At 38.8% G+C, this 19199-nt stretch carries 23 protein-coding genes and 1 riboswitch; of the genes, 1 reads left to right on the top strand and 22 read right to left on the bottom strand.

Translation table 11 applies throughout. The features are described from left to right. Entirely contained in the window at positions 1-591 is a 591-nt protein-coding gene (locus TTE_RS04450; protein ID WP_011025302.1) for a helix-hairpin-helix domain-containing protein, read from the bottom strand. A 118-nt stretch (positions 592-709) separates the two neighbouring features. Between TTE_RS04450 and TTE_RS04445 the strand changes: the two genes are divergently transcribed. After that, positions 710-1960, top strand: coding sequence for a D-alanyl-D-alanine carboxypeptidase family protein (locus TTE_RS04445; RefSeq protein ID WP_011025301.1), 1251 nt, complete (start codon positions 710-712; stop codon positions 1958-1960). Positions 1961-2097: 137 nt separating this feature from the next. On the opposite strand, the gene TTE_RS04440 is transcribed toward TTE_RS04445, so the two are convergent. The 21 genes from TTE_RS04440 to minE form a co-directional block, all read right to left on the bottom strand. Beyond that, positions 2098-3750, bottom strand: a complete 1653-nt coding sequence (locus TTE_RS04440) for a cobalamin-dependent protein (RefSeq protein ID WP_011025300.1) — start codon at positions 3748-3750, stop codon at positions 2098-2100. Continuing rightward, a complete protein-coding gene (locus tag TTE_RS04435; protein ID WP_011025299.1) occupies positions 3747-4847 on the bottom strand; it encodes an NAD/NADP-dependent octopine/nopaline dehydrogenase family protein in 1101 nt (366 codons plus the stop codon). The genes TTE_RS04440 and TTE_RS04435 overlap by 4 nt, the downstream gene beginning before the upstream one ends. Before the next feature lie 103 nt (positions 4848-4950). Beyond that, a riboswitch (cyclic di-AMP (ydaO/yuaA leader) is annotated at positions 4951-5085 on the bottom strand. A gap of 77 nt (positions 5086-5162) precedes the next feature. After that, positions 5163-5813 (bottom strand): helix-turn-helix transcriptional regulator, encoded by a 651-nt coding sequence (locus TTE_RS04430; protein WP_011025298.1) that lies wholly within the window; start codon positions 5811-5813, stop codon positions 5163-5165. Between the two features lie 86 nt (positions 5814-5899). Beyond that, complete coding sequence (gene rsfS, locus TTE_RS04425) at positions 5900-6253, bottom strand: ribosome silencing factor (protein ID WP_011025297.1); 354 nt, start codon at positions 6251-6253, stop codon at positions 5900-5902. 4 nt (positions 6254-6257) lie between these two features. Continuing rightward, on the bottom strand, positions 6258-7433 hold the full coding sequence (locus TTE_RS04420) for an LCP family protein (RefSeq protein WP_011025296.1): 1176 nt from the start codon (positions 7431-7433) through the stop codon (positions 6258-6260). Continuing rightward, positions 7417-8013, bottom strand: coding sequence for a bis(5'-nucleosyl)-tetraphosphatase (symmetrical) YqeK (gene yqeK / locus TTE_RS04415; protein ID WP_011025295.1), 597 nt, complete (start codon positions 8011-8013; stop codon positions 7417-7419). Before yqeK ends, TTE_RS04420 begins: the two co-directional genes overlap by 17 nt. After that, positions 8010-8639 (bottom strand): nicotinate-nucleotide adenylyltransferase, encoded by a 630-nt coding sequence (gene nadD / locus TTE_RS04410; protein ID WP_011025294.1) that lies wholly within the window; start codon positions 8637-8639, stop codon positions 8010-8012. The genes yqeK and nadD overlap by 4 nt, the downstream gene beginning before the upstream one ends. Before the next feature lie 74 nt (positions 8640-8713). Continuing rightward, positions 8714-9985, bottom strand: coding sequence for a GTPase ObgE (gene obgE, locus TTE_RS04405; RefSeq protein WP_031313904.1), 1272 nt, complete (start codon positions 9983-9985; stop codon positions 8714-8716). Between the two features lie 31 nt (positions 9986-10016). Continuing rightward, positions 10017-10238 (bottom strand): Spo0B domain-containing protein, encoded by a 222-nt coding sequence (locus TTE_RS04400; protein WP_041587127.1) that lies wholly within the window; start codon positions 10236-10238, stop codon positions 10017-10019. A 51-nt stretch (positions 10239-10289) separates the two neighbouring features. Beyond that, positions 10290-10577, bottom strand: a complete 288-nt coding sequence (gene rpmA, locus TTE_RS04395) for a 50S ribosomal protein L27 (protein ID WP_011025291.1) — start codon at positions 10575-10577, stop codon at positions 10290-10292. 3 nt (positions 10578-10580) lie between these two features. Next, complete coding sequence (locus tag TTE_RS04390; RefSeq protein ID WP_011025290.1) at positions 10581-10907, bottom strand: ribosomal-processing cysteine protease Prp; 327 nt, start codon at positions 10905-10907, stop codon at positions 10581-10583. 2 nt (positions 10908-10909) lie between these two features. Continuing rightward, complete coding sequence (gene rplU, locus TTE_RS04385) at positions 10910-11224, bottom strand: 50S ribosomal protein L21 (protein WP_011025289.1); 315 nt, start codon at positions 11222-11224, stop codon at positions 10910-10912. A gap of 119 nt (positions 11225-11343) precedes the next feature. Next, complete coding sequence (locus tag TTE_RS04380; protein ID WP_011025288.1) at positions 11344-11694, bottom strand: LapA family protein; 351 nt, start codon at positions 11692-11694, stop codon at positions 11344-11346. 81 nt (positions 11695-11775) lie between these two features. After that, a complete protein-coding gene (locus TTE_RS04375; RefSeq protein ID WP_011025287.1) occupies positions 11776-13194 on the bottom strand; it encodes an Rne/Rng family ribonuclease in 1419 nt (472 codons plus the stop codon). Positions 13195-13203: 9 nt separating this feature from the next. Next, positions 13204-13857 (bottom strand): TIGR03936 family radical SAM-associated protein, encoded by a 654-nt coding sequence (locus TTE_RS04370; RefSeq protein ID WP_009611191.1) that lies wholly within the window; start codon positions 13855-13857, stop codon positions 13204-13206. Continuing rightward, a complete protein-coding gene (locus tag TTE_RS04365) occupies positions 13838-15688 on the bottom strand; it encodes a TIGR03960 family B12-binding radical SAM protein (protein WP_011025286.1) in 1851 nt (616 codons plus the stop codon). The genes TTE_RS04370 and TTE_RS04365 overlap by 20 nt, the downstream gene beginning before the upstream one ends. Positions 15689-15716: 28 nt before the next feature. Beyond that, the gene (locus TTE_RS04360; protein ID WP_009611194.1) at positions 15717-16553 is read right to left on the bottom strand and encodes a M50 family metallopeptidase; all 837 of its coding nucleotides are present in this window, start codon (positions 16551-16553) and stop codon (positions 15717-15719) included. Beyond that, positions 16550-17269 (bottom strand): M23 family metallopeptidase, encoded by a 720-nt coding sequence (locus TTE_RS04355; RefSeq protein WP_011025285.1) that lies wholly within the window; start codon positions 17267-17269, stop codon positions 16550-16552. Before TTE_RS04355 ends, TTE_RS04360 begins: the two co-directional genes overlap by 4 nt. 55 nt (positions 17270-17324) lie before the next feature. Next, entirely contained in the window at positions 17325-17714 is a 390-nt protein-coding gene (locus TTE_RS04350) for a methylglyoxal synthase (protein WP_011025284.1), read from the bottom strand. 13 nt (positions 17715-17727) lie between these two features. Next, positions 17728-18825 carry a rod shape-determining protein RodA gene (gene rodA / locus TTE_RS04345; protein ID WP_011025283.1) on the bottom strand — a complete coding sequence of 366 codons (1098 nt, stop codon included), beginning with the start codon at positions 18823-18825 and terminating at the stop codon, positions 17728-17730. A gap of 88 nt (positions 18826-18913) precedes the next feature. After that, positions 18914-19189: a cell division topological specificity factor MinE gene (minE, locus tag TTE_RS04340; RefSeq protein WP_011025282.1), complete on the bottom strand. Its 276-nt coding sequence runs from the start codon at positions 19187-19189 to the stop codon at positions 18914-18916. Positions 19190-19199: the final 10 nt, after the last annotated feature.

The following is a 19199-nucleotide window of genomic DNA, read 5'->3' as shown; positions in this document are numbered from 1 at the left end:
TTAATCCACTGTAATTTTGTCTTTTATCTGTTCAAACATCTTAGGCCCAATCCTGGGCACGTTCATTATGTCTTCAATTTTTTTGAAAGGCCCTTTAGTCTCTCTGAACTCTATAATCCTTTCTGCTGTCACAGGGCCAATGCCAGGTAAAGTCTGGAGCTCTTCTTTTGTAGCAGTATTTATGTTTACTTTTTTAGCGCCATCAATCCCTGAAGCAAAAGAAGTGTCTACCTTCTCCCCCTTTTTAGGCACCTTTATCATCTGTTCATCCTTTACCTTCTGAGCTAAATTAATATTGGACAAATCAGCTTCTTCAAGCACCCCTCCTGCTTTTTCTATAGCATCTATCACCCTCTCTCCTTCTTTCATTATGTAAACTCCCGGATTTTTCACTTCACCGGTGACATAAACCTTTATTTCAACAGGCTTCTGCTCCTGCAACTGCTCAGCTTGCATATTATCCTGAGAAGTATTTATAACAAAGTCAGCTTTTAATTTATAGTTTTTGTATATCACATAGCCAGAAAAAAGCAGTATTATAGACAAGATGGCAATGATGGCATATTGCTGTCTTTTGGTAAATTGTACCATAAAACCACCTCATTTTGCAAGCTCCTTTATTTATTTCTACGTCCATTAAAAAATTCCTTTTTATTTTTATCATTTTTTTGGTATACTTTAAGTATGACAACATGATGGGGGCATAAAAATGGCGAAGAAAATAATTGCTTTACTTATAATAATTGTTTTTGCTTTTCTCTCAGTCCCAGCGCATGCAGAAACTCCACAACCTCCAGAAATTGTCGGACCTACAGCGGTATTGATGGACTTCACTACAGGACAGGTACTGTATGACAAAAACATGCACAAAAGGATGTATCCAGCAAGCACTACAAAAATCCTAACTGCAATTATTGCCTTGGAAAAGGGAAAGCTAGACGATGTTGTCACCTGTAGTGAAAATGTGACTAAAATTGAGGGGAATTCAATATTTTTATCTCCAGGAGAGCAACTCACACTTGAGCAGCTGCTTTACGCTTTAATGCTGGAATCTGCAAATGATGCTGCAATAGCAATTGCAGAGCATATAGGTGGGAGCGTAGAAAATTTTGCCAAAATGATGAATGAAAAAGCGAGAGAAATAGGCGCTTACAACAGCCATTTTGTAAATCCGAACGGGTTGCCCGATGAAAACCATTATTCCACACCTTATGATATGGCACAAATTGCAAGATACGCCATGCAAAATGCTGAATTTAGAAAAATTGTAAGCACTCTGCATTATCAAATTCCTCCGACAAATAAGTTCGACAAACCAAGAGACTTATGGATAAGCAATCGCTTACTTAAACCTTCCCGCTTCCACTATGAAGGAGCAGATGGAGTAAAAACGGGCTACACTGTTGCTGCAGGACAAGTGTTGGTGGCTTCCGCAACCCGAGATGGGCACAGGCTCATCTCTGTTATAATGGGAGATGAAGGCATAAACATTTGGACAGACACTATAAAGCTTTTGGATTACGGTTTTCAAAACTTTTCTCTTGTAAAAGTAACGCAAAAGGACGAAGTGATAACTTCTATAGAACTTGGGAAAGGCGGATTTAAGCTTCCTTTAATTGCGCAAAAGGACTTTTATTATGAAGTGCCCAAAGGTAAAGAAAATTCTATAAAAACAGAAGTTGTGCTTAAAGAAGACATAAAAGCTCCCATTCAAAAAGGTGAAGTCCTGGGGTATATAAAGTACACACTTGACGGAAAGGAGATAGGGACAAACCCGCTAATTGCCTCAGAAGATGTGTATAAAAACTTCTTGGGGAATTACTATAATGAAAAGGAAAAAAATCCTATTGTACATCCTCTAAAATTGATCTTTGGCATAGCTTCTTTTAGCATGGCATTTTTACTCTGGAGAAGGCAAAGAATAAGGCAAAGAAAAAAATTTATATTTTCTAAGTATTAAAAAGGAGGGCAGTACCCTCCTTTTTGAGTGTTTTTTTACCGAATATAAAAGCCAAACCTGCCAAGATATCAACCTCCTTTTGCAAAAATAAAAGGGCGCAAGAAGAGAATCTGCGCCCTTCTTCTTGTTAATTCAATTTACACAAAGAAATGCTCTTTTTTGTACTCTCTCAAGATTTTTTCTACCCTTTCTTCCTCTGGTATTATTCTGTGCTTCTCATAGTCATAAGCATAACATGCTCCATCTATCACTTTTGTCTGAAGAGCGCCTTTGGCGTATTTATTGCCTTTTAAGTGAGGTGCATCTAAAAGACCTATTTCTATAGCTGTTGCCAAAACATCTGGGTCAGACCAGGGATCTTCGCTGTGTGGCGCTATTTCTTTTATAGCCTCAAGCAAAATCCTTGCCTCTTTTTTGAGCTGTTCTTTCCTCTTTATCACATCTTCGTCTTTAGTCAAGTCCGGCATTCCAAACATAGTATTTTTTATCACAGCTTTTACTATTTTTACGCTTTCAATTATGTCCTCAGGCGTTGCTGCGTGGTGAGCTTCACAATATCCAACTACGTGATATATGTGGGGTTTAATAGCCATAGACAAATACGCGCTAGAAGCGAGCTGCCCTTTTGCTTCTAAAAGGTCAGAAGGAAAGCTTGCAAGACCTGCTCTTGCTTGCCTTATCACTCTGAAGTTTTCATCTTCTAAGTCCTCTATAAGTTCTATTTTTGCAAGCATTTTTGCCAAGTCCATTTTAGGTGAAATGGAAGCTGGAACATTGAACATAAATTGTGCTACATAATCCCTAACTCCCATTTTCTTTGCGTTATATGCCGCGAGGAAAGCAGTTACAACTCCTATAACATCATGAGCATCTCTCAGACTCCAGTGATGAGCTTCATTTACTTCTACAGGCACTCCTCTCTCTGCATGCCACTTCATCAACTGCTGATTTTCCCTTATAGAAGTCCTTACATCCCTTGGGCCTCTCCCATCGAGCACATTGTACCAGCTCAATGGTATAGCAGCCCAAGCATTCTTTATAGTCCTTAAAAGCATTTCAGCCATCTTGAAAACATCATTGGTTCCGCTGTAGCACCTCAAAAGCGGATAATTGCCTCTTCTTGAAGCTTCGTATATGCGTATTAAATCCACTTCTTTTCTTATAGGAACTCCTCCTGCTCCATCCAGAGCTGGGTCGTATTTTTTATCGAAGAAGTGCTCTTGCGCATTCTGGTCAGGAGCTATGGAAATTACGTCCAAAACTTCCGCCTCAGCTATTCTTTTGACACCCTCTATCGTATCCTCCAATGAAGGCAGTCCAAAATGGTGTCTTATGATGGGATAGGGGAATTTATCCTCAATCCTTCCAATCAGAGTATCTGCAAAGACTCTTTTTTGAGAAGTTGCAGTTTTCCCTCTTAAGAAATTGATAGTCTCCTCGTCTCCTTTTGTGCCGTCAAAAACTGCAGAAAATATCCCTGACTTTCTCGCAACTTCTGCATTAGGCTCTGTTCCCCCAAACACCCACTTGATCTCCTTTAAATTATTCTTTTCTATCTTATCTTTAAGTTCTTTTAGCAAGTTCTCCAAAGCTTGTGGCGTAAGTCTGTAACTCACCCCTACAATTTCAGGTTGATACTCTTTTACAGCCTCAATCAATTTATCTATTGGGACAGCAGGCCCCAAAAACACCGTCTCATAACCCTGCTGTTCTGCAAACCTCAAAAAATTGTACACTCCAGCAACATGGACACAATTTCCAATTGAACCAGCCACGATAAGCTTTCTCATGCTGTCGCAACCTCCTTTCTCTTCCCTTCTACTAGTTCTATGATCTCCTTAGGCGACATCCCACGTATTCCCAATTTATCGGCAGTTCTCCCTATTTCCCAGTAATCTTTTCCATGCATCACGGATGCCAGATGTATTATCGCGTCAATTGTGGGCGTTTTTACACCTATTTCTTTCCCAATAGAAGAGATAGGCACAAGGCTCATAGGAACATCTTCAAAAATATACCTGCAATTTACAGTATCAGGAGCCATAAGCCCTATATAAGCTTTTGTGTTCTGTATAGCTTCATAAAGCGTATCCCCATCGGCATTGTAACTTTCTTTAAGCCATCTTTTAGCAGAGATAGTTTTCACGCCTAAAGCCTTTGCCACCATCATTCTCTCATTGTCAATCTTTTCAAGGATTTTGGCGACAGAAGGCGAAATCCCTTCTCTATAGTACTCAAAATTTCCCTTGGTAGTCTCAATCCGAGCAGCATTTAAAAGCGTTGGAGCGGGATGGAAAATTGCTCCAAAATTGTTGAAGCTGGTTTCTAACACGTTCTCAGCAGCTACAAACTGTGGAAAAGCGATATTGAGAATTTCCACTACTTCTTCCGTTTTATCTTTAGGAATTGCCGCAACTGATACTATGTCTTTAATCTTGTATATTTTAGCTTTCCCATTAGAAGACCTGCAGGCATAGATAAAAGTATCAGTTTCAGCAATAACAACCTCTAAATCACTTCTCTTTTTAAGTATGTTGTAAACTTCCAATGCTCCCCCTGTTCTTCCGGGATTTAATACCACTATCTGGCCTCTTTGCAAGTAGGGCAAAAGCTCTTCTGCAATCATGGCGTGGGCAGACGCAGGCACAGCAACTAGTATCATATCCACATCTTTTACGGCTTTGCTTATATCGTCAGTCACAAGATTCAGTTTCCCAAATCCTTCAACTTCTCCTTCTAGCTCTATACCGCCTCTTTGTATTATTGGAATCAATTTTTCATAAGTTCTATTGTATAAATTTACTTTAAACCCTTTTAAAGCGAGATGTCCTGCAATTGCCTGCCCCCCGTTCCCCGCCCCGATTACAGCAAAATAAGGCATTTTCATGCCCATACACCCCCTTTTTAAAGAAATGAAAAAGCTATAGAAGGACTTCTATAGCTTTATCTTCGGTGCCAAAAAAGACAATAAGACACCTTACATGCTATCATATCCTTCTCTTTCAACGCTTACGGGGTTAGCTGACGGGTTCGGGTCGAAAGATAACCCTACCATCTTTTAAAAGATGGATTCACCCCAAAAGAGTGGGTCCCCCGCTTCTTAACGAATTCAGCGTTTAGCATGTTATTCAATTATACAAAAGCCCGTTTTTATTATATCATAAAATAAAATGTTTGTAAAGTAAAATAAAGGAAGCAAGCGTCAGTATTTGCCAAAATCTTCTCCTACTCTTATTTCATCCAGATAGTTGTAAATAGTGTATCTGGACACGCACAAAATTTTTGCCACATAGTCTACAGCACCTCTTATAAGGAATGTGCCCTTTGCATCCAGCATCTTAACTATCTGCACCTTCTCCTCTTTTGTCATGAAATTTACGGGTTTACCAAAACTCTCCAGTGTTGTGTTCACTATGCTCTCCAAAACATCACTAACACTGCCTGTATAGGATTCCTTGTTTTCCTCTGAAGGCTCTGATATTTCGCAGAATTCTGACAAAGTATTTTTTACAAGAATAAACTCTGATATGTCTATATTTATTGTCAAACACCCTACAGGTCTTCCATTTTCGTCTTTTATAAAAATAGCAGAAGATTTTAATATCTTCCCATCTCTAGACTTGTTCTTAAAATTGATCATGTCTTCTAAACTGTCTGATTTTAATGCCTTTTGAATGACATCAGGCAAAGGGCTTCCTTTTTCTCGCCCGGTAACGTGGCCATTGGCAATAGCAATTATCGGGCTTTGAGGTGATGAAAGGTCGTGAAGAGCCACTTCGCAATTTTTCCCAAATGTGTTCGCAATGCTTTCTACCATAGGAACAATGCTTTTTAACAGTGGATGAGTACCCATCGGATTGAATCCCCCTATTATACCAGATTGTGTGCGGATGTGAAAAAAGAAATGATTAAAAATTTATTAACGTTATTATACATGCCTTATAGCCTATTGTCAAGCACTATCTCTTTAGCATCCGCCCACAATCTCTCAAGGCTGTAAAATTCTCTTGCTTCCTGCTGAAAAATGTGAACTACTACGTCCTCATAGTCCATCAAAATCCACTCAGACGCAAAGTCTTTCTCCACATGGTCCACAAATATACCTTCTTCTCCTAATTTTTTCTCCACCTCATCCGCCAACGCCTGCACATGAGTACTAGATGTACCAGTAGCTATTATGAAATAATCTGCAATGGTAGTAAGTTCGCCAATGTACAAAATTTTCACATCAAAGGCCTTTTTTTCATCTAAAACCCTGCAAATTTTATAAACCTTCTCTTTTGCCTCTATCACTAAATCACCCCTCTAAGCTTACATTTTTCCCTAAAATTATGGTTATATCAGCATCGCTTTTTTTCTGGTAGTCCTCTACTATCACAGCATTTTTAAGAAGCTTCTTGAGCTCATTTGCAACCTTTTTATTCTCACTTCTTAAAATTATCTGAGTAGTATCATAAGAAGCTCCATTCACATTTCCCACGCGAACCACATCAAAGCCCTGCTGTTTTAAAATTTCCGCCACTTTCCCTGCAGCTCCAGGAATGCCACACCCATTTAATACTTCTATTTTAACAGACTGATTTAATTCCCCTTTTTGTAAATCTGACATGAATTTTTTTATCTCCTCTGAATCTACAACATAGTAAGCTATGCCATTTATATATTCAGGGTTTCCAGGCAGTGTAGCAGTAATTATGTCATTTTTACTAACTTTTGCAGCGTACTCGGCGTATTTGACCATCAGAGAAGGGGGAATATTAGTCTCCACATATTGATTGACCGTCCTTAAGAGCTGAGGCAATTTCAAAAGAATAGAAGGGCTTTTAATTTTGTCTAAAGCCGCCAACAAAAATTCCCTCTGGACCTTTACCCTCTCTAAATCCTGCTCAGCATAACCATGTCTAAACCTCACCAACTGCAAAGCCTCTTCTCCATCCAAATGCTGCCACCCTTTTTTCAGGTGAATGTGCAAATTCCCTGCATAATCGTCATAATTCATGTCTATAGGAACATTCATTTCCACACCGCCTATAGCGTCCACAAGCTTTTTAAAACCTTCATAGTCAATTTTCACATAGTAGCTGATGTCTTCTCCAATAAGCTGTGATACTTCTTCCATGGCAAGTTTAGGCCCGCCAATTGGATAGGCTGCGTTTATTTTTTGAACCCCATGGCCGGGAATTGTGACCATGGTATCTCTCGGAATGGACAAAATATACCCCTTTTGCGTATTGACATTGTAGGAAATGACCATCATAGTATCTGACCTATGAGGGTCATCAGGAGAAGTCTCGTCAATCCCCAAAATTAGCACTTTTAGCTCCTCAGGGTTCTTTTTATCCTCCTTAGTTGGAAGGTTCATCAAGCTCGCATCAGAGGGATTTAAAGACTTCAAGTATATATAAGCTCCAGTCCCCAAGCTGAGTACCAAAAGTCCCAAAAATAGAGCGAAAATTTTAAAAAACCTCCTCATGTTTCTCCTCTCCCAATTTTAAAAGAATGTCGTTTCTTCCGCTCACGGTTTTCTCATAAAGTATCATATTTCTCTTTATCACATAGCATATAGTGCTGTCATAAGCTCTTAAAACAGCTAAATCTAAATCCTTCCAAGAAAGTTCCCTTAATTCCTCCACCCCTTCAAAATCCCTATTTGGCTCTATATAGTCTGCTAAAAATATAATCTTGTCTAAAAGAGACATGTTAACATCTCCTGTAGTGTGAAGAGCAATCGCTCTTTTTATCTCCTCATCTGTCACTCCAAACAATTCTTGAGCCAGATAAGCCCCAACAGGTCCGTGCAATAAAAAAGGCACTTTAAGAAGAACCTCATCTACGAAAATTCCGTACTTGTAAGCCATCTTTACAAGCTCTTCATCAGAAAAGCCCTTTGCACAGTCATGCAGAAGCCCTGCCACCCTAGCTTTTTCAACATCCACTCCGTATTTCTCAGCAAGCTTTACAGCTGTTTCCATAACCCCAACAGAATGGATATACCTTTCTTCATCCAGCATTTCTTTTAGTTTTTCTTTCATCCATTCAATGTCATACCTCATCTTGAGTCATCCTCTTTATAAAGCTTGTATTTCTGGATGTACCTTTCTACTGGCTCCGGCAGAAGGTACTTTATAGGTCTACCCTTTGCCACTCTTTCCCTTATATCAGTAGAAGAAATTGCTAAAGAAGGAACTGTAACTTTGTAAATCACATCTCCATAAAGCTTTCTTATCTTGTCAAGCTCTTGGTCAATCTTATTCCCTTCAATGCCAGGACGGGTTGCGGCTACAAAATAACACAGCCTCAAAAGCTCGTCCGCATTTTTCCAAGTGAGAATCTCTAATACAGCATCTGCCCCTGTTATAAAGTAAAACAGGGTTTTTTCTCCATACATTTTCTTAAACTCTTTTATAGTGTCAATTGTGTAGGTGTAGCCTTCTCTGTCTATTTCAATCGAAGAAACTTCAAAAAATGGATTTGTTATAGTAGCCAAAATAGTCATCAAATACCTGTGTTTTTTGTCCGTCACTTTCCTCTTCACTTTATGAGGAGGATTGCCAGCAGGTACAAAAATTACCTTATCCAGCTTAAATTCATCCCTTACAGCTTCCGCTGTGACCAAATGGCCATAATGTATAGGGTCAAATGTGCCTCCCATTATACCAAGCCTGAGCTCCCTTTCCAATTTATATCCCCCTGCTTTTTTAATGTATACTTACATTATACATTAAAAAAGTGAAAATGCACAACTTGAAGTTTTTACTCGTAATACTCGAACTCAAAATCCCTCACATTTATGACGTCCCCGCTTTTAAAACCCTTCTCCTTAAGAGCATCTATTACCCCACTTTTTCTAAGGAGAATTTCAAAATACCTCAGAGAATGTTCATCCTGTAAATTTATCCTCTTTAAAAGCTTGTCAATCTTACTTCCCTTTAGATAATAAGTGTTTCCTTTGACTTCTACCTCCAGGGTTTCCTCTTCCTCAGGCGGGTTATAGACTATTACCTCAGGGACTTCCTCTATTTTTTCGGCAGGAATAGAAGACAAAATCTCAATAGTCTTGTCAAGAAGAGCATCAAGCCCTTCTTTTGTAAGAGCCGATATGGGATATACCTCATATCCTCTTTTCTTTATCTCCTCTTCAAATCTAGGATATTTTTCTTTCCCCTCAGGCAAATCCATCTTATTTGCTGCGACAATCTGAGGCAAAGTCACAAGCCTTTCATCGTAAAGTCTTAACTCTTCATTTATTTTTTCAAAGTCTTCTACAGGGTCCCTTCCCTCGCTGCCAGATACGTCTACCACGTGGATAAGCATTTTTGTCCTTTCAATATGCCTCAAAAAATCGTGCCCCAATCCTTCACCCCTGTGGGCTCCTTCAATAAGCCCTGGAATATCAGCCATTACAAAGGACTTTCCTTTGTGCTCCACAACTCCTAAATTTGGGGTCAGAGTCGTGAAAGGATAGTTGGCAATTTTGGGTCTAGCTCTGCTGCAACTTGCCAGTAATGTAGATTTTCCGGCATTGGGAAACCCAACCAGTCCCACATCTGCGAGAAGTTTAAGCTCTAATCTCACCCACATTTCTCTTCCTTTTTCACCGCTTTCAGCAAAGCGGGGAGTCTTTAAAGTAGGAGTGGCAAATTTGGCATTTCCCCTTCCTCCCTTTCCTCCCTTCAGCACAATGGCCTTTTGATATGGCTTTATTAAATCCGCTATCACTTCTCCAGTTTCGTCATTTATGATAGTAGTACCCACAGGCACCTTAATATAGAGGTCTTCACCATCTTTTCCATACTGATTTTTACTCTTGCCATTCTCTCCATTTTCAGCAATATATTTTCTTTTGTACTTAAAATCCAACAGTGTAGAAAGATTTGGGTCTGCTATAAAAATCACATCTCCGCCTTTTCCCCCATCTCCTCCGTCAGGTCCCCCATAAGGAACATACTTTTCTCTCCTGAAAGAAATAAAGCCATTGCCCCCATCTCCGGCTTTTATATATATGCGGGCTGTATCTATAAACACCATATCACCTGCCTTATTCATTCTCTAATTATTATGCCTTTTTCAAAAGAGTTTTTATAATTTCCTGAGGATTTTCACAGTTAAAAATTTCTCTCTCCTCATTTAAATTATCAATCATTCTGTGTATGTAATCAACCACCTTATCCAATTTCCCCAGCTGGGCATATCCTAAAATCACTTGGAGGTCATTTAAAAGCTCATGCCTTCTTTTTCTCATGTACTCTACCAATACCTCCACATCCGACACAACCATCCCACGCTTTCTAATCAAAATTATGAAAAAATCCTGGCGTAAACCAGGATTTTAACTCTGAGCAACTTTTCTTTCTGGATAAACACTTACCTGTTTCTTGTCGCGACCCTTTCTCTCAAATACCACATATCCATCTATCAAAGCAAAAAGCGTGTCGTCTTTCCCTATTCCTACGTTAGCACCTGGGTGTATCTTAGTACCTCTCTGTCTTACCAGTATATTTCCTGCAAGTACAAACTGCCCATCTGACCTTTTGACGCCTAACCTTTTGGATTCGCTGTCACGTCCGTTTCTAGAACTGCCCACCCCTTTTTTGTGAGCAAAAAGCTGCAGTATCATCCCTTACACCTCCTCTACCTTCACATACTCACTGTATCCACTAGCCACATCCTTAAGGCCCAAAACCATAGTTTCTAGTATAGCCTGTAGCTTGATTTTGTCTTCTTCTTTCAAAACTTCTTTAACTTCCACTTCTAAATTGCCTTCCTCGATCTCTTTTCTAATTTTTACTCCCTTTATATTCTCTATCCCCAAAACCGCCGTCTGGGAAATAGCAGAAACAGCTGCACACACTATATCTTTTCCATACTCGTCATACCCTGCATGTCCTTTTACATAAAACTTGTATATATCCCCTTGAGGATTTCTCCACACTTTCACTTCAATCATGGCTATTTTTCAATCTTCTCAATCTGAATCTTCGTGTACGGCTGGCGATGTCCCTGTCTTCTTCTGTAGTTTTTCTTTGGCTTATACTTAAATACCCTTATCTTTGGCCCTTTCCCATGCTCCAATACCTTAGCAGTCACTTTTACATTCTCAAGATATGGTTTCCCAAACTCTACATTGCCATCTTCAAAGGATACAGCCAATACTTTGTCTAAGGCTATAACTTCCCCTTCAGGATAGTTCAATTTTTCAACCTTCAGGACATCTCCTTCTCTGACCATGTACTGTTTTCCACCTGTTTCAATTATTGCGTACATCACTGCACCTCCTCCATCCAGTCTCGCCGAGAACAAGGTAAAATTTTAAAACCCGTCTCGAGCGGCCACAAGTGATATTTTAACACAATAAAACACCACTTGTCAATTAAAAAGCAATGTCAAATGCTCTGCGCGCCCTTTTCTCCCTCTCCCTCTTCCTTCCCTCTGTCAAGATTGTAATTTTGAAGAGCAGTCACTTTTTGTATCAGTTCCTCTTTTTCCTTTTCAAGCTCTTTTATTCGATTGTTAAGCCCTCTTATCGTAGCGCTGTAGCGTATTTGCCCAAACACCCCTATTATTCCTACAATGATAGCTCCAACAGCCGCCGAAAGCAGGATAACTAGTGCTTGCGACATAGAATAATGCCAGTACAAAAAGCTTATGTCAACTGGTCCAGAGTTAGAAATTGCAAAAATTGCTACTATGATGGCAAATATAAGGGCTAGAATAGTGTAATACTGCCCTTTCATAAAAATCCACCTCTTTTTCAAATCATTAACACAATTTCTTATCTTTATAATAAGTTTATCCTTTTAAGTTGTCAACACAATTCATTCAAATTCCACTTCAAATTTACCGTATTCGCTAAAAACCTCTTCAAAGATGAGTTTAATTCCCCGACTTTTTTCGTATTCCTCTATAAGCTTTTTTCTGCTAAGAATTTCTCCCACTTTTTTATCCCCTTTTACTATCACTTTTTTCACCAAAACATGTCTTAATATTCTCTCAATCTGGTTTTTAAGCCTTTTGTATATGTACTCCTCAGAATACACTGTACCAGTACCACCACACACCGGACATTTAACTTTTAAAAAGCTGGAAATCTCTTCTCTGACTTTTTTCCGCGTCATCTCTACAAGCCCAAGCTGTGTAAATCCTAAAACCGTGCACTTTGCCCTATCCTGTTTCAATTTCTCTTTAAAAAATTCCAGCAATTCCTTTTTAAAATTTTCATTTTTCATATCTATAAAGTCTATGAGTATAATCCCTCCAATATCTCTTAATTTAAGCTGCAAAGCAATCTCTTCCGCCGCTTCCAAATTCGTCTTAAATATGGTCTCTTCAAGCGAACTCTTACCAACATATTTCCCCGTATTGACATCAATAACAGTTAAAGCCTCTGTCTGGTCTATAACCAAAAAACCTCCGCTTTTGAGCCAAACCCTTTTGTTTAGAAGCTTTTCTACTTGAAAGTCCACTCCATATATTCCTGAGACATCCCCTCTTTCAAGAACTATTTCAATATCTTTTCCAATCTTTTTTAAGTACTGATTCACTTTCTCATATTCTTCTTCATCGTTTATCACAATTTCGTCCACATCATAAGAAAGAAAGTCCCTCAAATACTTCACAGCAATGCTTTCCTCGCTATAAATGAGGGAAGGAGAAGGAAGCAACTTAAAATTTTCTTTTATTTTCTCGTAAACAGAAAGTAATTTCTCTATATCCTCTTTTATCTCTTCCTCTTTGGCATTTTTAGAAGATGTCCTCATTATGAGTCCCATGCCTTCAGGCTTTAGTCTTCTCGCAATCTCGGCCAACTTTGCCCTATCTGCCGGATTTTCAATCCTGTGAGAGACGTTCACATAGTTCATAAAAGGCATCAAAACCACATATTCGCCCGGTATTGAAATATTAGTTGTAACACGAGGACTTTTAAGGCCAATTGCCTCTTTTGTAACCTGCACCATCACTTCCTGACCCGGTTTTAAAACTTGTGTTATGGACTTGTCTTCCCTCCCCACAACATCTTCTAAAAATAAAAAAGCATTTTTATTAAGACCTATATCTACAAAGGCTGCCTGCATCCCCTTTAAGACGTTTTCTACTTTCCCCTTGTAAATATTCCCCAAGATATTTTTGCCGTTTTTTCTCTCTGGCCTGTACTCTTTTAGTTTCCCATCTTCTAAAAAAGCAATCTGACACAGTTTTTCATCTATATCAATAATAAGCCTTTTCAAAATTTTCACCTCAGTTCCTCACTCTAAAAACATGTTCTTTCTGTGAATTTTATAATACTCCAAATCAAAAGCATCCCCTATATATTCATTAAAAGCTTTTAAAAGGTGAAAGGGATTAGGAGAACCTTCCCCCAGCTTCATTTTAACATAAAATTTTGCCCTTTCCCCATTCATATCAATGAGATAAAACTCCTCAAGATAAGACTTTAAATCAACGAGCTTTTTCCCTTTTTTAGTCTCTTTCTCTATTTCTATTGTATCTTTCGCCATAAATCTTTTCACTGCTTCCTCTAAGCCCTCTACCTCTTTTTTTAAAAAAACCTCCACCAAATAATCTGCTCCTTTAATTCTTGAAGATAAAGAATCTCTAACGTCCACCTCAAAGACCTCTACAATCTTAATACCTGAAGGTAAAACTTCATTCATTCTCTCTTTAAATTCATGCGGTGAAATGTCCTCTTCCACGTCTACGTCCATGTAATCCCCCTCAGTAGTTGCCCCCACCATCAAAGCAGGGCCAAAAGAAATTCTCGGATGTGGATTAAATCCTTGAGAAAATGCCACTTTTATATCAGCTCTCCTCAATGCCCTCTGGATCACTCTTAAAAGGTCTAGGTGAGATATAAACTTTACCTCTTCACCTTTTGTGTACTTACTTCTTAGGCGCTTCAAAACAGATGACCCCCTCGTCGTAGTCCTTCACTCCACAGCCAGTGCAGTAATAGCGGCAGTCGTGGGTAATTCTGCCTTCCAAAGCTTTTTTATATTCTCTTTCTAAAAACTTTTTTGTAACTCCCACATCTACCACGTCCCAAGGAAGAACTTCATCTATTTCCCATTCTCTGTTGGCATAAAAATGTGGATTAACTCCTGTTTCTTTAAAAGCTTTTTCCCACTTTTCATGGTCAAAATAGTCATCCCATCCGTCAAACTTACAGCCTTTTTCCCAAGCCTTTATTATCGCTTTTCCTACCCTTCTATCTCCTCTAGAAATAACAGCCTCGAGAAAACTCATGTATGGATTGTGCCAGTTGTACTTCAACACTTTGCTTTTTAACCTCTCTTTCAAGAAATTCTGCTTTTCAATTATCCTTTTTACGCTATCCTGAGCAACCCATTGAAAAGGCGTGAAGGGCTTTGGAACAAAAGTAGAAGTACTCACTGTAACTCTCAAATTCTTGATGTTTCCCTTCACCCTCTTGTAGTTATCAACTATCTTATAAGCCAAATCCACTATCCCTTCCACGTCCTCCATCGTCTCTGTGGGAAGTCCAATCATGAAGTAGAGTTTGATGTTGTTCCACCCAGCTTCAAAAGCAGAAGCCGTAGCCTCTAAAATGTCCTCTTCTGTAATTCCTTTGTTTATGACATCTCTCAACCTCTGGGTTCCAGCTTCAGGAGCCAGAGTAAGCCCTGTCTTCCTCACCTTTTGTATCTCTTTTAGCAAATTTATAGACACAGCATCTACTCTGCTGGAAGGAATTGAAACACCTATTCCCTTCTCTTGATACCTTGATATGAGCTCTTTTATCAAGTCTTCTATCTGCGAATAATCAAAAGTGCTCAAAGAGGCAAGAGAAATTTCCTCATAACCAGTGGATTTGACAAGCTTGTCCGCCAACTCAAGAATTTTCTCCTTCGACTTTTCCCTTAAAGGCCTGTAAATCATCCCTGCCTGACAGAATCTACACCCTCTAGTACATCCTCTAAAAATCTCTAGCATTATCCTATCATGCACAATATCCATAAAGGGTACTATCTGCTCTTCAGGGTGATACACATTTTCAAAATCTTTTACTATTCTTTTCTTAACCCTTTCAGGAATGCCCTTTTTTATAGGGCGTATTTCCTTAATTTTTCCGTCTTTATCATACTCCTCAATGTAGTACTTTGGCACATACACTCCTTGTATCTGCGAGACAGCCTCTAAAAATTCCTCCCTTTCTCCTCCTCTTTCCTTCCATTCAATGTAAGCATCTATTATTTCGTGAATTACTTCCTCCCCTTCACCCATCACAAAAAAATCGATGACCTCAGATAAAGGAGCAGGATTGTAAGCACAGGGTCCTCCAGCTATGACAAAAGGAAGCCCCTCTCTTTCTCTAGACAGAATAGGTATATTAGCAAGATTTAACATATTTATCACATTAGTATAGCTTAACTCGTACTGAAGAGTAAAGCCCACAAAATCAAATTCTGAAAGAGGGGTTTTGGTCTCCAGTGTAAAAAGTGGAATTTTATTTTGCCTCATCAAAGCTTCCATATCAACCCAAGGTGCAAATACCCTTTCGCAGTACACGTCTTCCCTTTTGTTTAAAAGGTGGTACAAGATTCTCATCCCAAGGTGAGACATGCCCACCTCATATACGTCTGGAAAAGCAAAGGCAAACCTCACCTTTACTTCCTTCGGATTTTTTAAGACTGAATTCAATTCCCCTCCTGTATAGCGGGTAGGCTTGCTCACCTTCATAAGGAGGGAATCAACTTTTTCCTTTATATCCATTCTTCCTCCTCCAGTGTTTTTCTTAATTTTACAAAATATCACCTATACAGCTGTTCAGCCCATATTCTAAAGCTTTTTCAAAAAATTCTGATTCTGTCATCCTATATTTTTCCCTCAAATTGCTGTCTAATATTATTATAACATGGTACTTCGACGGCATAAAATTTTTTATTATATCTTTCAGCTTCGCTTTTTCAGATACTGCCAGATGGTGAACAGCCATCGTTCCTTTTTTATAAAATTCTACTTTTTTTCTGTATAAATTTCTCATCTGCAAAAAAGCAGACATCTTTTTTTCTTTATTTGCTGCAATTACAAGAAGCACTGCTAAAAATGTATATAAAACATTCCTGCTCACCTGGGAAATGTCTTTGAAGGAAACCCACAAGAGGCTAAAGGAAATGAGATAGGTCCCATAAGTTGAAACAAGAATCGCGCTCCTTAAACTGAGAAAGTAAGACAGGAAACTTTTCAAAATCCTGCCTCCGTCAAGAGGTAGTCCTGGCAAAAGATTAAAAAAAGCCATTATCAGATTGGCTTTTATAAAATAGTCAAGTCTTATATCAAAAATTTGGGAAAATAGCTCAGATAAAAAAGCAAAAAAGATATTAAAAAAAGGACCAGCCAGCGCTATTAGAATTTCCAAATCCGGACGTATAAAAACAGTTGGATCTAGAAAAGCCACTCCCCCAAAAGGATATATATTTACTTCTAAAACTTCCACCTTAAGCTTTTTTGCCGCCAAAACATGTCCCGTTTCGTGCACACACACCACAAGAAATATGCTGAAAAGTTCTTTCACAAAGCCTAAAAAAATCAAAAGCAATCCAAACACAAAAGTAGAAAAGTGGACTTTTACCTTCATTTTCTCTCCTCACTGGCAGCCTCATTTATCACTACCTTTGTCAGAGGGTCTATGGGCTTGCCATTTTCCCAAACTTCAAAGTGAAGGTGAGGAGCCGTAACTTTTCCTGTGTCTCCCGACTTGCCAATTACCTCTCCCTGTCTTATCTGCTGCCCTTCTTTTACAAAAATCTCTGAAAGATGAGCATAGACAGTCCTTACATCGCCTTCATGCCTTAATACAACTACTTTCCCTAGGTCTTCTTTTTCTGTCGCCAGCATCACAACCCCATCCAGTGCTGCTTTTACTTCTGTACCTACAGGCACTTCGATATCAATTCCCGTATGTTTTGTCACTTTATTTGTAAAAGGGTCTACTCTCTCTCCAAAGCCAGAAGTTATTCTGCCTTCTACAGGAGCCATCATTTTTGAAGATGTTTGTATAGCTTCTTTAGAAAAAGGTTTTTCCTCTGCCTGTGAAAAAACTTTAACCACATTTTCTTTAAGCCATGGAATTTTAGACTGCACCAATTTTAGACCTTTTTTTGTATTTTCGTAATCCATATTGTAAGTTAAAACGCTTTTTGTAACATTTATAAAGGAATTTGCTAAAGGCACATCTATTGCTTTAAAAAGAAGAACCATCCCCAAAAGCACCATCGCTATTATCAATTGGTTTTCAAAAAGGTCTATGTACTTTCTATAATGGTTAATCTTCTTGGAATAATAATATTTCATAATGACAATGCCTCCTTCTATGTACATTTTATTTTGAAGGAGGCCGCCTTATGAATCAAATTTGTCTCCAGTCTAAAAGTCCCATTTCCATTCCTTTCAAAAGCACTTCAGCAGTAGCAATATTAGTAGCAACAGGGATTGAATGGACATCGCATACCCTCAAAAGAGCAAGTATATCAGGTTCATGAGGCTGAACAGTGAGAGGGTCTCTCAAGAAAATGACAAGGTCAATTTTATTCTCAGCAATCAAAGCCCCTATCTGCTGGTCTCCTCCCAGAGGTCCCGGCAAGAGGCAGTGAACATCAAGTCCTGTTGCTTCTTTTATAAGCTGTCCGGTGTGCCCCGTAGCGTACAAATTGCATTTTTCAAATATGTGCTTATAAGCGATAGCAAAGTTAACCATAAGTTCTTTCTTCTGGTCATGCGCAATAAGAGCGATATTCATAAAAATGCCCCCCTCAGAAGTTTATTTTCTGCCTTCTCATGCTGATACTCTCTAAAAGCCCTATCGCCATCATGTCCACTACCATAGCACTTCCCCCATAGCTCATAAAAGGAAGAGGAATACCGGTGATTGGCATAAGTCCAATTGTCATGCCTATATTTTCAAATATGTGAAAGGTGAACATGGCAATTATCCCGACTGCCACAAGCATTCCGTACTTGTCCTTGGCATTATACGCAATTTTCCAGGCTTTATAAAGCATTATGGCGTAAAGGATTATAAGAAAAGTAGCACCTACGAATCCTAATTCCTCCCCAACAACAGAAAAGATAAAGTCTGTCCAAGCCTCTGGAAGGTAATAAAGCTGGGTCTGGCTGCCGTGAAAAAGTCCTTTCCCCCAGAACATCCCTGAACCTACTGCTATCTTTGACTGTATCACGTGATAGCCTGTCCCCATTGGGTCCAATTCGGGGTTTAAAAAGGACAAAAGGCGATTTCTCTGATAGGGCTTTAAGAGTTTGTATCCAATAGGCAGCATTGCAATTCCTATTGCAAAAAGTTGCGCGAGCACTTTAGTCCTTATTCCAGATATATATACAATTGCTAAAAAAATTGCTATAAAGACAAGCCCCGTCCCCAAATCAGGTTGCAACATCACAGCAATAAAAGGAATTCCTACATATACAAGAGGGCCTATGAGCTCTCTGAAAGATTTGATTTCTTCCTGATTGCTGAACATGTTAGCTAAAGTAAGCACCAAGGCTAACTTAGAAAACTCTGAAGGCTGTATATCAACAGGTCCAAGGCTTATCCAGCTCTGTGCCCCATTGCTGACCTTACCTATCACTAATACCAGCGCCAAGCCAATTAAGTTTAAAATATATATAAATGTGGAAAATTTAGCCAGTACATTGTAGTCAAAAAGGCATATAAATGCAATTGAAATAAGTCCTATCAAAATTGCCACAGCTTGCACTATCACTTTTTTATATGAACCTGTCTGCAGAGCATGAGATGCACTTGTGATAACTATGAGACTGTATATAGAAATTAATAAAACCACAATTAAAAGCCCCCAATCAAAATTTTTAAGAAGCTTTTTATCAAACACAGCTATTCTCCCTTCTTAAAAAATCCAATTTGTATTATACCATACAATAAAAGTTTTAACTACATAAAAAAACTGGCTGGTCGCCAGTTTACCTTATCACCTGTTTCATCTTTTTTATGGGAATGTTAGCGTGAAGGGCAGAAATGAAAGTGTCATCGCTTTTTCTCTCTTTTGTAATCTCGACTCTAAGTCCTTTTTCATCTATATCTACATAATTTGAGATTACGTTTAAAATGTCTTCTTTTATCATCTCCAAAAATCGCGGAGACGTATCTATCCTGTCGTGAACCAGCAGAAGCTGGAGCCTCTCTTTTGCTATGTCTTTACTGTTGCTCTTTCCACCAAAGGCTTTGAACAAATCCATCTAAAAACAC

The sequence above is a fragment of the Caldanaerobacter subterraneus subsp. tengcongensis MB4 genome (assembly GCF_000007085.1).
GTDB classification, from domain to species: Bacteria; Bacillota; Thermoanaerobacteria; order Thermoanaerobacterales; family Thermoanaerobacteraceae; genus Thermoanaerobacter; species Thermoanaerobacter subterraneus.
Note: the sequence above shows the minus strand (reverse complement) of the source record. Positions and strands in the feature narration are given on the sequence as shown.

Excerpts from the sequence above, each read along its gene's own strand:
- TTE_RS04450 (WP_011025302.1), bottom strand. The coding sequence starts at position 591 with ATGGTACAATTTACCAAAAGACAGCAATATGCCATCATTGCCATCTTG.
- TTE_RS04445 (WP_011025301.1), top strand. The coding sequence starts at position 710 with ATGGCGAAGAAAATAATTGCTTTACTTATAATAATTGTTTTTGCTTTT.
- TTE_RS04440 (WP_011025300.1), bottom strand. The coding sequence starts at position 3,750 with ATGAGAAAGCTTATCGTGGCTGGTTCAATTGGAAATTGTGTCCATGTT.
- TTE_RS04435 (WP_011025299.1), bottom strand. The coding sequence starts at position 4,847 with ATGAAAATGCCTTATTTTGCTGTAATCGGGGCGGGGAACGGGGGGCAG.
- TTE_RS04430 (WP_011025298.1), bottom strand. The coding sequence starts at position 5,813 with ATGGGTACTCATCCACTGTTAAAAAGCATTGTTCCTATGGTAGAAAGC.
- TTE_RS04420 (WP_011025296.1), bottom strand. The coding sequence starts at position 7,433 with ATGAGGAGGTTTTTTAAAATTTTCGCTCTATTTTTGGGACTTTTGGTA.
- yqeK (WP_011025295.1), bottom strand. The coding sequence starts at position 8,013 with ATGAGGTATGACATTGAATGGATGAAAGAAAAACTAAAAGAAATGCTG.
- TTE_RS04400 (WP_041587127.1), bottom strand. The coding sequence starts at position 10,238 with ATGGTTGTGTCGGATGTGGAGGTATTGGTAGAGTACATGAGAAAAAGA.
- rpmA (WP_011025291.1), bottom strand. The coding sequence starts at position 10,577 with ATGATACTGCAGCTTTTTGCTCACAAAAAAGGGGTGGGCAGTTCTAGA.
- TTE_RS04390 (WP_011025290.1), bottom strand. The coding sequence starts at position 10,907 with ATGATTGAAGTGAAAGTGTGGAGAAATCCTCAAGGGGATATATACAAG.
- rplU (WP_011025289.1), bottom strand. The coding sequence starts at position 11,224 with ATGTACGCAATAATTGAAACAGGTGGAAAACAGTACATGGTCAGAGAA.
- TTE_RS04380 (WP_011025288.1), bottom strand. The coding sequence starts at position 11,694 with ATGAAAGGGCAGTATTACACTATTCTAGCCCTTATATTTGCCATCATA.
- TTE_RS04365 (WP_011025286.1), bottom strand. The coding sequence starts at position 15,688 with ATGGATATAAAGGAAAAAGTTGATTCCCTCCTTATGAAGGTGAGCAAG.
- TTE_RS04360 (WP_009611194.1), bottom strand. The coding sequence starts at position 16,553 with ATGAAGGTAAAAGTCCACTTTTCTACTTTTGTGTTTGGATTGCTTTTG.
- TTE_RS04355 (WP_011025285.1), bottom strand. The coding sequence starts at position 17,269 with ATGAAATATTATTATTCCAAGAAGATTAACCATTATAGAAAGTACATA.
- TTE_RS04350 (WP_011025284.1), bottom strand. The coding sequence starts at position 17,714 with ATGAATATCGCTCTTATTGCGCATGACCAGAAGAAAGAACTTATGGTT.
- minE (WP_011025282.1), bottom strand. The coding sequence starts at position 19,189 with ATGGATTTGTTCAAAGCCTTTGGTGGAAAGAGCAACAGTAAAGACATA.